14 protein-coding genes are annotated in these 15,413 nt (G+C 62.6%); 8 read left to right on the plus strand and 6 right to left on the minus strand.

All coding sequences use genetic code 11. From position 1 onward, the window contains the following. The first annotated feature begins 115 nt into the window (after window positions 1–115). A complete protein-coding gene (locus PE058_RS02350; RefSeq protein WP_020085950.1) occupies window positions 116–391 on the plus strand; it encodes a PepSY domain-containing protein in 276 nt (91 codons plus the stop codon). 65 nt (window positions 392–456) lie between these two features. Here PE058_RS02350 and PE058_RS02355 read toward each other — a convergent pair whose 3' ends face one another. Then, on the minus strand, window positions 457–759 hold the full coding sequence (locus tag PE058_RS02355; RefSeq protein ID WP_271029738.1) for a plasmid stabilization protein: 303 nt from the start codon (window positions 757–759) through the stop codon (window positions 457–459). A gap of 215 nt (window positions 760–974) precedes the next feature. Between PE058_RS02355 and serA the strand changes: the two genes are divergently transcribed. After that, a complete protein-coding gene (serA, locus tag PE058_RS02360) occupies window positions 975–2,579 on the plus strand; it encodes a phosphoglycerate dehydrogenase (protein ID WP_020085952.1) in 1,605 nt (534 codons plus the stop codon). 46 nt (window positions 2,580–2,625) lie between these two features. Continuing rightward, window positions 2,626–3,789, plus strand: coding sequence for a phosphoserine transaminase (locus PE058_RS02365; protein ID WP_020085953.1), 1,164 nt, complete (start codon window positions 2,626–2,628; stop codon window positions 3,787–3,789). A gap of 14 nt (window positions 3,790–3,803) precedes the next feature. On the opposite strand, the gene PE058_RS02370 is transcribed toward PE058_RS02365, so the two are convergent. From PE058_RS02370 to PE058_RS02385, 4 genes are all read right to left on the minus strand, one after another. Beyond that, complete coding sequence (locus PE058_RS02370; RefSeq protein ID WP_271029739.1) at window positions 3,804–4,730, minus strand: hypothetical protein; 927 nt, start codon at window positions 4,728–4,730, stop codon at window positions 3,804–3,806. A gap of 163 nt (window positions 4,731–4,893) precedes the next feature. Continuing rightward, the gene (locus PE058_RS02375) at window positions 4,894–5,370 is read right to left on the minus strand and encodes an anthrone oxygenase family protein (RefSeq protein WP_271029740.1); all 477 of its coding nucleotides are present in this window, start codon (window positions 5,368–5,370) and stop codon (window positions 4,894–4,896) included. A gap of 57 nt (window positions 5,371–5,427) precedes the next feature. Continuing rightward, window positions 5,428–6,522 carry a bifunctional DNA-binding transcriptional regulator/O6-methylguanine-DNA methyltransferase Ada gene (gene ada, locus PE058_RS02380; RefSeq protein ID WP_271029741.1) on the minus strand — a complete coding sequence of 365 codons (1,095 nt, stop codon included), beginning with the start codon at window positions 6,520–6,522 and terminating at the stop codon, window positions 5,428–5,430. Window positions 6,523–6,652: 130 nt separating this feature from the next. Beyond that, window positions 6,653–7,747, minus strand: coding sequence for a hypothetical protein (locus PE058_RS02385; RefSeq protein ID WP_271029742.1), 1,095 nt, complete (start codon window positions 7,745–7,747; stop codon window positions 6,653–6,655). Between the two features lie 436 nt (window positions 7,748–8,183). On the opposite strand from PE058_RS02385, the gene PE058_RS02390 reads away from it, so the two are divergent. Together PE058_RS02390 and PE058_RS02395 are read left to right on the plus strand one after the other, a co-directional pair. After that, window positions 8,184–9,290, plus strand: a complete 1,107-nt coding sequence (locus PE058_RS02390; protein WP_271029743.1) for an extensin-like domain-containing protein — start codon at window positions 8,184–8,186, stop codon at window positions 9,288–9,290. A 93-nt stretch (window positions 9,291–9,383) separates the two neighbouring features. After that, complete coding sequence (locus PE058_RS02395) at window positions 9,384–9,695, plus strand: polyhydroxyalkanoic acid system family protein (protein ID WP_020085959.1); 312 nt, start codon at window positions 9,384–9,386, stop codon at window positions 9,693–9,695. Between the two features lie 173 nt (window positions 9,696–9,868). On the opposite strand, the gene PE058_RS02400 is transcribed toward PE058_RS02395, so the two are convergent. Further along, on the minus strand, window positions 9,869–11,305 hold the full coding sequence (locus PE058_RS02400; protein ID WP_020085960.1) for an LLM class flavin-dependent oxidoreductase: 1,437 nt from the start codon (window positions 11,303–11,305) through the stop codon (window positions 9,869–9,871). A 779-nt stretch (window positions 11,306–12,084) separates the two neighbouring features. Here PE058_RS02400 and PE058_RS02405 point away from each other — a divergent pair. From PE058_RS02405 to sfnG, 3 genes are all read left to right on the plus strand, one after another. Then, on the plus strand, window positions 12,085–13,383 hold the full coding sequence (locus PE058_RS02405; RefSeq protein WP_026868032.1) for a hypothetical protein: 1,299 nt from the start codon (window positions 12,085–12,087) through the stop codon (window positions 13,381–13,383). A 261-nt stretch (window positions 13,384–13,644) separates the two neighbouring features. Continuing rightward, complete coding sequence (locus PE058_RS02410; RefSeq protein ID WP_156827359.1) at window positions 13,645–14,193, plus strand: NAD(P)H-dependent oxidoreductase; 549 nt, start codon at window positions 13,645–13,647, stop codon at window positions 14,191–14,193. 88 nt (window positions 14,194–14,281) lie between these two features. Beyond that, window positions 14,282–15,400 carry a dimethylsulfone monooxygenase SfnG gene (gene sfnG, locus PE058_RS02415; RefSeq protein WP_271029744.1) on the plus strand — a complete coding sequence of 373 codons (1,119 nt, stop codon included), beginning with the start codon at window positions 14,282–14,284 and terminating at the stop codon, window positions 15,398–15,400. Window positions 15,401–15,413 lie beyond the last annotated feature (13 nt).

Consider the following 15,413-nt stretch of genomic DNA (forward strand, 5'->3'; position numbering starts at 1 on the left):
TGCTGACAAACCGCTGACAGCGGCCATCAGCGAGGGATCAGCGGGGTTGAGCGAGGATGCGTCTACCGGACGACATCTGCGTCCGGTCGCATACAACATAAACGGAGATGATCCTATGAAGAAGCTGTTGGCCGTGTCGGCCCTGTCTCTCGCTCTCGCCGCACCCGCGTTCGCCGGCGACGACTACACCGGGCCGCTGAATGTGCCGCGTGATCAGTGGCTTTCGATCTCGGACGTGATCAAGAAGATCGAGGGGCAGGGCTACAAGGTGCACGAGATCGAGGCGGACGACGGCGCCTACGAGTTCGAAGGCACCAACGCAGACGGCGTTCGGGTGGAAGCGCACGTCCATCCGGCGACCGGCGAGATCCTGAAGGGCTATCGCGACTGAAGTCCGCGGATATGGTTTGCTCCGGCGGCATCGGACCGCCGGAGCCCGGTCTCAGAAGATCTCTTTCATCCGCGGCGCTTGCGCGTTGCCGCGGCCTTACGGGCAGAGGCCGATCTTGCGGCTGCCGGGCGCGCGGCTGATGCTTTGCCGCCGAGCTTTCCGCCCTTGTGGGCCGCGGGATTTCCCGTCGATCGGCCGCGGCCCGAGCCGCCGGCTTTCTTGCCGCCGCCGTCGTCCTTGTTGACGGTTGCCCACGCGCGGCGCTCGGCTTCCTTCTTCTTTACGCCCCGCTTCTCGTATCCCTTGGCGATGTGATCAGCCTTGCGCTCCTGCTTGACGGTATACTTGCTCTTGTCTCCTTGCGGCATGATGTCCTCCATGGCCACAGACGCTCATCAAGAACATCGGCTTTGCGGTTCGGTTCCGCCTGAGCTTGCGCCTGCTCTTCCGAGGCGACTCGCTGCTTTGGTCTAGGGTGCCGGTTTTGATGTTGCTCTCCGCTCCGTAGACCGCCAAACGTAGCGGCGTGACGCCATCGTCAGATGGCCGCTCGATTCACATCTTGGATACGAGGCCGGAACGAATGACAGAGACCTTTCGTGTGCTCATCGCGGATCCGATTCACGAGGACGGGCGCAAGCTGCTTGAGTCGAGCGACAAGCTTTCCGTCAATGTCGCAACCGGGCTCGACGAGGCCGGGCTCATCGCCTGCATCGGGCGTTACGATGCGCTTATCGTACGCTCAAAAACGCGCGTCACAGCGCCGGTCATTGCGGCTGGAACTTCGCTCAAGGTGATCGGGCGAGCTGGTATCGGCGTCGACAACATCGATGTGCCTGCCGCGACGGAACGCGGCATCGTTGTATTCAACACGCCCGACGCCAACGCGACGACGACCGCAGAGCTGACCATCGCTCATCTTCTTTCGCTCAGCCGTCATTTGCCGCAAGCCGATCGCTCCGTGCGGCGCGGTGAGTGGCAGCCCACGCGCTATGTCGGCGCGGAGCTTGCGGGCAAGACTATCGGCGTCATCGGTTTCGGCACCATCGGGCGGCTGGTTGCGGCGCGATGCTCGGGCCTCAAGATGCAGGTGTGGGCCTACGACCCGTTCGTTTCTCCGGAAATCCTGGCGCAGTCGGGTGCGGAGCCGCGGGAGCTCGACGCCTTGCTCTCGGGCGCGGACTACGTGACACTGCATTGTCCGTTGATCGATAAGACGCGCAATCTCATCGATCAGAGCCGCATCGCGAAGATGAAGCACGGCGCACGCCTTATCAATTGCGCACGGGGCGGGCTGGTCGACGAGACGGCGCTGTTCGAAGCCTTGCAGAGCGGGCATCTGGCAGGCGCGGCGCTCGACGTGTTCGTGAAGGAGCCGCCGAAGGATTCGCCGTTGCTCAGCCTCGACAGCGTGGTCGTTACGCCGCATCTCGGCGCGTCGACCGAGGAGGCGCAACAGGCCGTGAGCGTCAAGATCGCGGAGGACATCGCCCGCTTCCTGACGAGCGGGGCCGCCGAGACGGCCGTCAACCTGCCGCGCATCTCGAGCGAGCAGTTCAACCGCACGCGGCCCTATCAGGAGTTGGCGCATGCGCTAGGCCGGCTCGTGGGCTCGCTCAGCCACGGACCCATCAGTGAGCTGGTGGTGCGGCTCTATGGTAGTGTGGCGGAGCTCGATGCGCGCCCCATTACGGCGGAAGCGCTCGTCGGACTGCTCGACAAGCGCCTCGCGGGGCCAGTCAATCGGGTGAATGCCACGCATCTTGCCCGCGCGCAGGGCATTGAGGTGCGGGAGTCGCGCTCGGAGCTTGCCCGGGATTACGTGTCGCTCGTGGAAATCAGCGCCGTGACCAAGACGGCGACGACGACGGTTGCGGGCACGCTACTCGGCGGGCGGCTGCCGCGCCTCGTGCGGATCGATGCCTACGATGTCGAGGCCGTGCCAAAGGGACATTTCATCTTCACACGTCACCTGGACCGGCCGGGTGTGGTGGGCGCGCTCGGCGGCATTCTGGCGCGTGAGGCGATCAATATCTCGCGTATGCATGTGGGTATCGACGGGGCCGGCGCCGGAGGGCAGGACCACGCCATCGCGCTCATCAGCATCTCGGCGCCGCTTGCGGACGCAGCGCTTGCCGAGATTCAGGCATTGCCAGCGGTGGCGCAGGTCGTAACCTTCGAGCTTTGATCGTTCGCTGCCTCCAGATTTTCATCGAAACCGGATCGCTTGCCTCATGACGCTTTCGAAGCCTTCTCAGCGCCCCTCGAACCCGCGTTTCTCCTCAGGGCCTTGTGCCAAGCGTCCCGGGTGGAATCCGGACGCGATCGGGGATGCGTTTCTGGGCCGATCGCATCGCTCGAAGGAGGGCAAGGCGCGCCTCAAGCTCGCGATCAGCAAAACGCGCGAGCTGCTGGGCCTGCCGGCCGACTATCACATCGGCATCATGCCGGGCTCCGATACGGGTGCGTTCGAAGCGGCGCTGTGGTCGCTCTTGGGCGCGCGCGGCGTGGATGTGCTGGCATGGGAGAGCTTCGGCAAAGGTTGGGTCACCGACATCGTCAAGCATCTTCGCGTCGAGGACGTGCGCGTGATCGAGGCGGACTATGGCGCGCTTCCCGATCTCGGCGCGGTCGATTTTTCGCGCGATGTCGTGTTCACCTGGAACGGGACGACGTCCGGCGTGCGCGTTCCCGATGGCCGCTGGATTGCGGATAATCGCGAAGGGTTGACGCTGATCGACGCGACGAGCGCGATCTTCGCGCAGCCGATCGATTGGGCGAAGGCGGACGTGGTCACCTATTCCTGGCAGAAGGTGCTGGGCGGGGAAGGTGCGCACGGCATGCTGATCCTGAGCCCGCGCGCCGTTGCGCGGCTTGAGAGCCATACGCCAGCCTGGCCTTTGCCGAAGCTGTTCCGCCTCGTGAAGAAGGGTAAGGTCGATGCGGCGATCTTCGAGGGCGAGACGATCAACACGCCATCGATGCTATGCGTCGAGGATTATCTGGATGCGCTGGCCTGGGCCGAAACCGTTGGCGGCCTGCAGGGCTTGATGGCGCGGGCAAACGCCAATGCAGGTGTGCTGTTCGACTGGATCGCGCGGACGCCGTGGGTCGCCAATCTGGCGATCGATCCGGCAACGCGGTCCAACACGTCAGTCTGCCTCAAGATCGTCGATCCCGAGGTCCTGGCGCTTCCCGCTGCCGAGCAGGCGGCCTTCGTGAAGGCGCTGGCACTGCGGCTCGAGGCGGAAGGCGTGGCCTTCGACATCGGCTCCTATCGCGATGCGCCGCCGGGTCTCAGGATCTGGACGGGTGCCACGGTGGAGACGGGTGATCTCGTAGCGCTCACGCCCTGGCTCGACTGGGCCTTCTCGGCAGGCAAGGAAAAGCTCAGGTAGGACGTTACGCGATCTCAGAAGGTCGCTTCCAAGCTGACTTTCAGCGTGGTGTCCGGCGTCGTGCTGTTGAGGCCGAACAAGGCGCCGATGCCGAGCACGACCTCGGAGCCTTCGTCGTCGTTCCTCTTCTCCGTGGTGTCTCGCGTGGCGCAGAAGTCGGGGCCCAAAGACCAGTAGACGACCGGTCCGATGCGATGCTGGTCGAAGTCGCCGAACAAGGCCGCTTCCTCACTGGGCCCGCCGCTTCCGCCGATGCGATCCACGGTGCCATAGGCTTCCAGTGCAAGCTCGACGCTGTCGGACCAGTGGTATTTGAGCTGTGTGGCGTATCCGAAGTCGATCTTCTCGTCCTTCTCGCCGGCGTCGTTACGCTCGCCGCCGAGGAACTTGATGAGCGTGGGGTTCAGGCTCAGGTGCCACGGGCCGCTCGCATATTCGAGGATCGGACCGGCATTGATCGTGCGCGAGCTGCCGCTTTCAGCGGATTGCTCGTACTCGACGACGACGCCGAGACTGAAGCCGTCGCCGCGGCGCGGGATCATGATCCAGATGACCTCGGCGGCGTATTCGTCGAGCTTGAGGTTCTCGTAGCCTTCCGCGTGGCGAAGCGTCTCGGGGTCTTCGCGCCGCTCCTTCTCGTACTCGACGCCTATACGCGTTTTCAGGAACGGAGTGAGGCCGAATTCGAGCTCGAGTGCGTTGCGCTGGCGGGAGAGGGAGTTGTCGTCGGCTTCGAGCTCGCCGCTGGCGTCGCGTACCACCTTGCGCCGGGGGTTGCCGAAAGCGTACGCATTCTGGCTCTGAAACTCGATCTCGCCGGGCTCGGAGTTCAAGGTCTTGACCTCGAACTGCCCGACCGCAGGACCGGCGAAACTGGGCCAGCTCGCGAGCGACATGCCGCTCGCGATGAGGGCACACGTGGCTAATCTCTCTGGTCGCATCGCTCCCCTACGCATCCCTTAATAGGGAAATTGTCCCGATTTATTCGGGATTATCAGGCAATAACAAGGGAATTCTGACAGCTCGCTGACACCTGTGCGTTGTGCGACGCGAAAGCTGAGCGCGCGGTATGGCTTGGACTGTCAGGCGAAGCGGGCGAACCGTTTATTTGAGCGCCTGAACGAAGGCTGCTGTCGCGGCGAGGGAGACAGCGGCGCGCACGTGGTTCCACCACGTCCACTCTTTGAGATAGCGGGACCAGAGGTCCACCGCCTTGGCGGATGGAGGATCACAGCGGGCGAGGGCGTCGTTGAGCGGAACGTTGCGCGCGATTGTGAGGACGAAGGTTCCGGCCACGTAGAGAAGTCCGCCTGCGAGCCACCAGGGCGCGCGCGAGTCGCCGCTCTTCAGCACCGCCATAAGCACCAGAAATGCCGATGTCGCGGTTGTGCCGACGAACACGGCGATGAAGGCCGACTGCACGACGACGACGTTGATGGCCTGCATGGTTGCGATCGCTTCTGGCGCAGGCCGTTGCGCGAGCGCCCTCATCACGAAAGCGGAGAACGCGAAGAACACGCCCGCCACCAGCGCGCAGCCCAGGGCCGATAGCCACGTCAGGACAACGAGCAGGCTTTCCATGGGCGGCCTCCATCTCGCGCCGGTCTTTTCTGCCGGCTTCGATGCGATGATCCTACCCTATTTCGTTTTCTGCTTCGCCTCCCGCGCAATGAGCGTCCGCTTGCGCTCGACGCCCCAGCGGTAGCCGGAGAGGCTGCCGCCGGTGCGCACCACGCGATGGCAGGGAATGGCGACGGCGATGGTGTTGGCCGCACAGGCAGACGCGACGGCCCGGACGGCTTTCGGTTTGCCGATGCGCTGGGCGAGTTCGGCGTAGCTCACGGTCTCGCCTGAAGGGATCTGGCGAAGGGCTTGCCACACGCGATGCTGGAACGCGGTGCCGCGCACGTCGAGAGGCAGGTCGAGCCTCGAGCCGGGTTTCTCCACGAACCCCACCACCTTGGCGACGACGTCCTCGAAAGCCTTATCTGCGCCGACCAAGGTGGCGTTCGGAAACATGTCCTCCAGGCTGCGGACGAGGCCCGCGGGGTCGTCGCCCATCAGAATGGCGGTGACGCCCTTTGCACTCGCGGCAACAAGGATCGCGCCAAGCGAGCATTGACCGACCGCGAAGCGCATCTCGGCATTGGCGCCGCCAGCGCGGAAGCTCGAGGGCGTCATGCCGAGCAGATCACTGGAGTTGGCGTAGAACCGGCCAGACGAATTGAAACCGGATTTGTGGATGGCTTCGGTCACGGAGCTGCTCCCTTGCAGGCTGTCGCGGACGCGCTTCTGGCGATGGGCTGCGGCGTAGGCTTTGGGTGTGATGCCCACTGCGGCTTTGAAGACGCGGTGGAAGTGATAGGGGCTGAGACCGCTCGCCCGGGCCAGCTCGTCGAGCGAGGGCGTCTCGTCAGCCTCCTCAATGAGCCTGCAGGCGGCCGCGACCTTCGCGGCGTGGATCTCGTGTAGCGAGGCTTCCCTGGGCTTGCATCGCTTGCAGGGACGAAAGCCCGCCTCCTCCGCCTCCTCACACGTGGCATGGAAGCGGACGTTCTCGCGGTTCGCGCGACGGGCGGGGCAGGAGGGGCGGCAGTACACGCCGGTCGTCGCCACGGAGTAGTAGAACGTTCCGTCATAGGCACTGTCGCGCGCGGTCACGGCTTGCCAGAAGCGAGCTTCGCTCTGGTCTGCTGCCGGTTCCGGGGAGCGTTTGCTGCGCGTGGTGACCATTTCCGGGGCGTCCTTGGTTCGCATTCCGGAAGATAGGACGTCGCTCGCCTTTCGGCACTCCGATCCTTGCTGTGAAATCGAAAAAGTGGGGATCGCCTGGCGGGGCTTCCTCGAAGGCTTGCGCGCAACGCTAGAGGAGGGGCTTCAGCCGCTCGTGGAGATATTCTCCGATCACGCGTGAACCTGCGGGCGTCGTGTGGATCGGATCGTAGAAATCCTGTCCGATATCGAATTGAATCTCGGACATGAGGTCGAGGCAGATGGCGCCGGCATTCCCGCAGGCCGTCAGGACGGTATCCGCGATGCGCCGCTCGATGTTGTAGATATCGACGCCGTTGACGGAGCCGAACTTCCTGAAGGCTTCCTCGTGAAAGTCCGGCTTGTAGTCGCTGATGCCCACGATCTCGCCGTTGGCCGACTTCCAGCGCGCGCTGCGCTGAGTGACGAAAATTGGCTTCGCGCCGAGCGCCCGCGTGAGGGAGGCAAGCTCCGTGATGCGCTCATCGAGCGCCTTCAGGCTCGCGGTGAATTCCGGCAGATTGTAGTCCCTGATATTTCCCTTGGTGGCGAACGGGCCGTCCGTCGCGATGTTCCGGCGGTCGAGGGAGTGATCGTATTTGTCGGGAACGAGAATGCGGCGCGAAATCAGATACAACTGATAGAGCGCGGATTTCTCGCGGATGAAGAGCTGAAGCTTGAGGCGCGAGTTGTCGGCGGCAATGGTGTCAAACGTGCCGTCGGGGTTGGTCTTCATGATGTCGTTGATGCCGACGTAGTAGAGGATGTAGCGCGTCTTCAATCCGTCGATGTTTTTCAGCCATGACGAGAAATTGTGGATGTGGCCGAAGGTCGATTGGCCGTCGATGCCGGCGTTCGCGACGTGAATGTCTTTTCCGTCCTTCTTGAACTGGGATTTAAGTACGGCCTGGAAGGTTTCGCTGTCGTCGATCCATCGCTGGTCCGTTGTGCTGCCGCCGACGGTGATGAGGTCGATCTTGTCGACCGACGTGTCGAGGCCGCGGAAGCCGTTGTCGTCGCGCGTGTAGCGGATCTCAGGCGGCGTGTCGGAGAGCGGGTTCTTGTGAACGAGGTGGACGTTGCGCGGCTTCGTGAACTGGTGAAGCGCGTGCACCTCGGAGAACCACGTTCCGAAGACCAGCTCGACCACGACGAGGCCGAGCAACAGCACCAGCACGTTGACGGCTGCTACCTTGAGAACGTTCATGCTCCCCTCGATCGCTTTTGCATGGTCTGAGTTTTTGTCGTCGGGCTTTTCGCGGGGGCCGAAAGTAACCGGAATTGTTCGGCCGCTTTTTCTTGCTTGTCCCCGAACTTCACTTTTGCCGACTAGAGCAACGGGGGCGGAGAGTTCGCAACGACTTTGCCATTTCCTGCTTAAAGCGATGGCCGCCTCTCGACGGAGGCGGATGCGGGGCCTCGCAGGCGTGCTCGCCAGGACCCCCGCGAAGGGGCGGAAAATGCTCTGGTTTCCGTGGGATACCCCCGCCCGCCGAGGCGCGGGCGCGCCTGCGAGATAGGGTGTTGACATATCTAAGACTATTTCGTCCGCTCTAACGGATCTTTAGATGCTCTGGTGTAAGTTCGTTGCTCGTGCGGGGCTTTACGGCGGCAATCTTTTCGGAACTGGCAATCGGATGGCCATGACACGAAGAGAAGAACCTATTCCGGCCCTGTCGGCTGGCCTGTCGCATTTGATGCTGACCGGCGTCTTTCTGCTCGTGGCGCTTCCGGGGCATCCGCCCCTGCGCGAGCTATCCCCCGTTCCTCCCCCCGTTGCCGCTCCCGCTCCCTCTTCTCCTGCGGTCGTCTCGCCGGGAGCGCCTCAGCCTGCTTCGTCCGCCGCAGAGCCGTCTCCCGCGGTCGAGACTGCGGACGTCAAGGACGAGTGGCCGCAGGAGGAGGTGGTTCGCGGCCGCGAGCAGTGCATGCATCTCCTCTCCGGAATGGCCGCAGAGTTCGAGATGATGGAGTCCATCAAGAAAGGCGAGTGCGGCTTGCCGGCTCCCGTGCTCCTCAAGAGCATCGGCTCGGACCCGAAAGTCGTGTTCGATCCGCCGGTGCAGGTGAACTGCCGCATGGTGGCGGCGCTCGGCAAGTGGGCGAAGACAACGTTGCAGCCGAATGCGCGGGCGCGTTTCAGTTCGTCCGTGACCCGCGTGGTCGGCGCGTCGGGGTACTCGTGCCGCAACATCTACAATCTTCCCAATGCGCGGCTGAGCCAGCACGCGCTCGCCAATGCGATCGACATCGGCGGGTTCGGGCTTGCGAACGGACGCTACATTTCGGTGCTCAAAGGATGGGGCCCCACGGTTCGCGATATCCAGGCGGCGGCCAAGCGCGCCAAGGCGAAGGCTGAAGCCGAGGCAAAGAGGAAGGACAAAGCCAAGGCCGGCGACAAGGAGCAGGCGTCATCCAAGAGTACGGTAGCCGAGGCGAAGGATACGGCGGCTACGGAGGCGGTTCCCGGGCGCCGTGAAAAGCTCGCGAAGCAGGTGACCCAGGCCTCTTTGACGCCGATACCTCAGAAGCCTCTCTTGGCGCAGAAGAAGTCCGCTGTTCCGGCGGAGCCCGCGGAGAAGCCGGCAGAGGCTCAGAAGCCGACTAAGGAGGCGCAATTCCTGCGCTCGATCCATGGTGGCGCGTGCGGTGAGTTCGGCACGGTGATGGGCCCGGAGGCCAACGATCCCCACCGCAACCACTTCCACCTCGATCTCATTTCCCGGCGCGGGCGCGGCTACTGCGAGTAAGCGGGCAGGGGCGCCTGCAATTGGGCTTGCCGCCATTGAACGCTATGCCTAGTGAAGCGTTATCAGAATGCCGATGTCCGATGGAGAGATTGCATGTCCCGGCCGCTTTTGGTGACCATTCCCCACAGCCTCGGAAAGGAGGAAGCCACCAACCGGCTCAAGAACGGCTTGACCAAGGCGACGTCGACGCTGCCGATGCTGAAGCTCGACGAGGAGGTCTGGACGGGCGACACCATGACCTTTCGCATGAGCGCCATGGGGCAGCAGGCATTCGGGTCGGTCGACGTCGCGGAGAAGGACGTCCGGATCGAGATCACGCTGCCCTGGCTGCTGCAGCGTTTCGCCGAAGCGATCCAGGACGCCATCAAGTCCAAGGGACAAGTGCTGCTCGAGCACAAAAAGTAGCCTGCGCGCGCCGCGCGCCTCATCCAAGACCGTCGTGAACAAAGACTAAGCCCAGGCGATTGGGAGAGCGCCTGGGCTTAGCAGCTTTACCGCTGCTTCATCGGGGACGGGTTCTTAAGCAGCGGTATTCGCAGGAGGGGGCGAGGCAACCCCCTCCTACTCACGCTGAAGCGTCACTCCGCCGGAACGGGTGTTTTGTGCTTCGAGGCAATCGTGCTGCTCGCGACGCTCTCCTTGCCGGCGTAAGCACCGCGATAGTTCGCGGCCGGATGGCTCGGCTCGACGTAGGCGTCGGGCGTTCCAACCAGCTTCTGACGGAACGTGCCATCCTTGTACGACGTCTGGACGCGGCCACGCTTGCGCAGCTCGGGAACGACGTAGTCGATGAAGTCCGTCGTCGTGCCGGGGGTCACAGCGTAGGCGAGGTTGAAGCCGTCGATGCCGCCTTCGTCCACCCAACGCTCCAACTCGTCGGCAACCTTCTTCGGTCCGCCAACGAATACCGGGCCGAGGCCGCCGATGCAGCGGTTTCTGATGACCTCGCGAACGGTCCACGGCTTGCCGCCGTCGCCGCCCGTGAGCGATTCGAGCGTCGTGCGGAGGCTGTCGTTCTCGATTGCGCGCAGCGGCTCGTCGAGCTCGAGCTGCGAGAAGTCGAGGCCGGTCCAGCCGCCGTACAGCGCAAGCATGCCCTCGGGGCTCGCGTAAGAGAGGTATTCCTCGTACTTGCGCTGAGCCGCTTCGTCCGTTGCGCCGGTGATGACGGTGTAGAGCATGAAGATCTTGACGGAGTCGCGCGGGCGGCCCTCCTTCTCCGCGAGATCGCGGATGTCCTTCGTCATAGCCCGAGCCTGCTCGACGCTGGTGGCGAGGATGAACATGCCTTCCGCGTGACGCGCGGCGAAGCGGCGTCCGCGGCCGGATGCGCCGGCCTGGAAGATGACAGGGGTGCGCTGCGGCGACGGCTCGCAAAGGTGGAAGCCCGGAACCTTGTAGTATTTTCCTTCGTGGCGGATCGGGTGAACCTTCGATCCGTCAGTGAAGACGCCCGTCTCCTTGTTGCGGTGAACGGCACCGGTCTCCCACGAGCCCTCCCAGAGCTTGTACATGACCTCCATGTACTCTTCGGCCATGTCGTAGCGCTCGTCGTGAGCGATCTGCTTGTCCATGCCGATGTTGAGAGCGGCGCTGTTCAGGTAGGAAGACACGACGTTCCAGGCCACGCGGCCCTTGGTGAGGTGATCCAGCGTCGAGAGACGGCGGGCCAGCAGGTAGGGATGCTCGAACGTCACGGCTGCGGTGACGCCGAAGCCGACGTGATCGGTCACGGCTGCCATGGCGGAGATGGCACCGAAGGGGTCGTTTACGGGAACCTGGGCGGCGTCCTTCAGAGCTGCCTCAGCCGATCCGCGGTAGACGTCGTAGACGCCGACGACGTCGGCGATGAAGAGCGTGTCGAAGCAGCCGCGCTCGAGCTCCTTCGCGAGGTTCGTCCAGTAGTCGATGGTGTTGTAGTCCCACGCTTGGCTCGACGGGTGACGCCACGTGCCAGCCGCCTGGTGGCTCACACACGTCATATCGAAACAGTTCAAAATAATCCGCTTCTTCATTGCGTTTCCTCGGTGCGTAGTGGTTTCGCTTTGCCGTGAAGGCGCTCGCGAATGTCGCGCCTTCTTGTTTTTGCTTCTCCGCAGCCTCTGAGCCGACCGCCCAATCCACGGGGCCGTGCGGTCCCATTGCCCGAGGCTGCGCCGGCTCTCCATCCAACGCAGTCTGTGCGCGCCACCGAGAGACGTGAGGTCTCTCATGCCCGTCCATCGTGCGGTCCGATCTTGATGTACCGACCGGTCCATTTAGCCGCGTTAGCGGAGAAGCGCAAGGGGCGATGTGCGGTTTCGCGAGCGCCTGCGGGGCGCTCGATGCGTCAGGGGCGGGAAATTGACGAATGGGTTTGAAACGGAATTCGGCAAATGAAACGAGCTAGGAGAAAGGGTGCGAATTCGCTCTTCGAAAGCTTCCTTATTTTCTCTTTGTTTCGGTCTCCTTCCGCTTCGCAGCCTCAAGGCTCGGGGTCGCCTGCTTGATGCGCGGCGGCCACACTTGGACGTCAAACGCGGCCAATGTCCTCTCCCGGAGAGGCGAATTTTGAGGGTGTTTTGCGCGTCTATGCACAAGGGCAGCGGGGCCGCGTCCTGCGTCGACGTTGTTAAAATAATATATAAATATCAATTGTATGTCGCGCGATTTATGAGCCGCCCCGGGGTGGGGCCAGGCGATGCGGAAATCGTGGCGGGCATCCTGACCGGCCCTCCTCGCAATCGCGGATGGACCGATCGGTATAATTGATTATGATCCTGATCGAATCGTGGAGATTCGTTTGGGGGAGGTTATGACGAAAACTAAGACACTAACGGCTGTTGCAGCCGGACTGGGCTGCCTGCTTGGCGTTTCTTCTGCTCGTGCGGCGGATTTGGGCCAGAATTGCTGTGCGGACTTGGAAGAGCGCATTGCAGAGCTGGAAGCGACAACGGCAAAAAAGGGAAACCGTAAGGTTTCTCTGAAAATCTCGGGTTGGGTGACGGAGCAGATCGTTCATTGGGACGATGGCGTCGAGTCCAACACCTACGTCACTGGTCTCGGCACAGCCTACGCCAGCAACGTCAATTTCACCGGCAGCGCCCAAGTCACGAAAGACTTCTCGGTGGGTTACGTGCTGCACGTCGAGCTCATCACGAGCGACGTCTACACGACTAATCAGAACGTCAGCAGCGGTGGCGCGGCCCTTTCGGGTGGTGGTCCCAACTCGCTGCAGGTGCTCTATTCGTATTGGTTTGCGAAGAGCGAGCAGCTTGGCCGCTTGAGCGTCGGCATGCAGTCGCCCGCGGATGACAGCGCTGTCGTCGCACTCGACAGCTCGGGCACTCTGCAGGCGGGCTATTGGGTGGCGTATGACGTGTTCGGTTTCTTCGTGCGCGGCAACTTCGCCGCGGGCGACTCGCTGATCTGGGGTAACGCGTCATCGTGCCGTGGTTACGGCGGTGGACCCGGCGATTGCAACGGCGTTCCGCTCAACGTGGTGCGCTACGATTCGCCGACCATCGGCGGGTTCTCGGCGAGCGCGTCGTGGGGTGCGGATGACAACTGGGCGGTTGCGCTCCGTTACATCAACTCCAACTTCCACGAATTCACCTTCAAGGCCCTCGCGACCTACTCGGAAACGACGGACGCTGCGAAGGGCGCGCCTCCGGGCGGCAATCTCGAGTACACGCAGGCGAGCATCTACTTGCAGCACAACCCGTCGGGCTGGTTCGCGCACGGTGCCTGGGGTCATCTCGATCAGGACGTCAATCCGCTCAACAATCCGGCCACGGATACCTGGTATATCAAGAGCGGCATTCGTCTTCATCCGACCTCGATCGGCGCCACAATTCCCTATGGCGAGTATCTGCACGCTAACGACAGTGCCTTCATCGTGAACGATGGCGGCACGCCCGGCGATGCCACGGACGACGTGGGCCGCGTCGCGCGCGGCTCGGAGGCGACATTCTGGGGCCTCGGCGTCGTTCAGGAAATCGATGCAGCCGCCATGTCCGTCTGGCTCCGTTATCGTGAACACGAAGTCGACGTCCCCGGTGTCCAAACCGAAAACATGTCGACCGTGGTTTTCGGTGGCTTCATCAACTTCTAGTCGCACCTAGCTCCCACTGCGGCAGCCCTGTCGTGCATTCGCACGGCAGGGCTTTTTTTTAAGCACGTATGTGAAGGTGCCCGTTGCGTGAGCGCTTGTGTGGCGAGCGCATCGAATGATGGTGAATCTGCGTCGAACTGTCCTGTTCCCTCTTGCTTCATCGTCGAAATGGCATCATTATGGACCGATCGATACAAACAATGTCTCCGCCTCGAATGTGAGAGACCGAAGAAGTTCTGGGAGAAAATGCCGATGCTCTCCATGGTGAGGATTAACGGGAGTCCGAGAGCGCAGTCGCGCACGGGCGTTCTCGTCGATGCGGTGGGAGACGCGATCGCGCGTGCGCTGCCGGTGGAGGACAACAAGGTCTCTTTATCTCTCGCGGGCAAGGACATCATGAGCGGGCTCACCCGCTCGGATATTTCCAACGAAGGAGCGAAGGCGCTCGAGCTTGCAGAGCGCGCCGACCTTCTGATCGTTGGAACACCCATCTTTCGTGCAAGCTACACGGGTCTGCTCAAGCATTTCTTCGATCTCGTCGATATCGAAGCGATGAAGGGTTGCAAGGTCGTGCTCTGCGCAACGGGCGGAAGCGCGATGCACGCGCTGGTGCTCGAGCATCAGCTTCGCCCGCTGATGAGTTTCTTCTCCATGCTTACGGTGCCGACCACGCTTTATGGCGTGGGTGACGATGTGCGGGACGGCGCAATCGCGAACGAGCTGCTTCGCGCGCGAATCGACCGTGTCGTCCATGAAGTCGTTGGACTGTTTGGTAGTGCGGACCGCCGCCAACTCTCTCAGGCAAGTTGAGCGTTAGGACATAGCGCACTGTGGTGCGGCTGCGCCCGTCGTTCGACGATACCGGTGCGGCCTGTTGAAATTCGCTTAGGGAAACGCAATGCGTAAGACTGATGTCACGCCAATGAAATTCGCGCATTGGGTGCCGAACGTGAGCGGCGGGCTCGTGGTGAGCAAGCTGCCTCAGCGGACGGATTGGAGCCTCGACTATAACGTTCGCCTGGTCAAAATCGCGGAAGAGGTCGGCTTCGACTACGCGTTGACGCAGATCCGTTTCATGGGGAGCTATGGCGCCGAGTATCAGCACGATTCGGTGATGTTCTCGGCCGCGTTGCTGGCCAGCACGGAACGCCTCAACATCATCACGGCCGTTCTGCCCGGAATTTTTCATCCCGGCGTGATGGCCAAGCACGGTGCCACTGCCGATCAGATCTTCAACGGACGCTGGTCGCTTCATGTTGCCAGCGGGTGGTATCGCAAGGAATTCGATGCGCTTGGCGTGCCGTGGATTCCCCATGACGAGCGTTACGAGCGCTCTCAGGAGTTCGTGGAGATCCTGCGCGGCGTCTGGTCGAAGGACGGGTTCTCCTACAAGGGGAAGCACTGGACGATCAGCGATTACACGATCAAGCCGAAGCCTCTCATGCTTCCCGGCCGCCCCATGCCCGAGATCTTCCAAGGCGGCAATTCGCTCGCCGCGCAACGGATGGCTGCGGCCGTATCCGACTGGTATTTTATGAACGGCAACACGGTGCAGGCTCACCGCGCGCAGATCCAGAACGTGACGCGGATGGCGCTCGCGGCCGGGCGCCGCGTGAAGTTCGGCGTCAACGCATTCATCATCGCGCGGGAGACGGAAGCCGAGGCGCGCAGCGAGCTCGACAGGGTCATCGCGGCGGCGGACAACGTCGCGATCGCAAGCTTCAAGGACGACGTGAAGGAGGCCGGGCTCGCGAGCCCCGAACGCAAGGGCATGTGGGCGGATTCGACCGAGCGCGACCTCGTTCAATACAATGACGGCTTCCGGACCAACCTCGTCGGCACGCCGGAGCAGATTGCCCGGAAAATACACAAGCTTCGCAAGAATGGCATCGATATGATCCTATGCGGTTTCTTGCATTTTCATGAGGAGACGCGCTTCTTCGGGGAGCGTATTATTCCTCTGGTCCGGGAGCTCGAGCTTGCGGATCCGCCCGGTCCACTCGATATCGCATTGTGACCGGGGGCGAGGA

Source organism: Hyphomicrobium sp. DMF-1 (assembly GCF_027886585.1).
Lineage (GTDB): Bacteria > Pseudomonadota > Alphaproteobacteria > Rhizobiales > Hyphomicrobiaceae > Hyphomicrobium_C > Hyphomicrobium_C zavarzinii.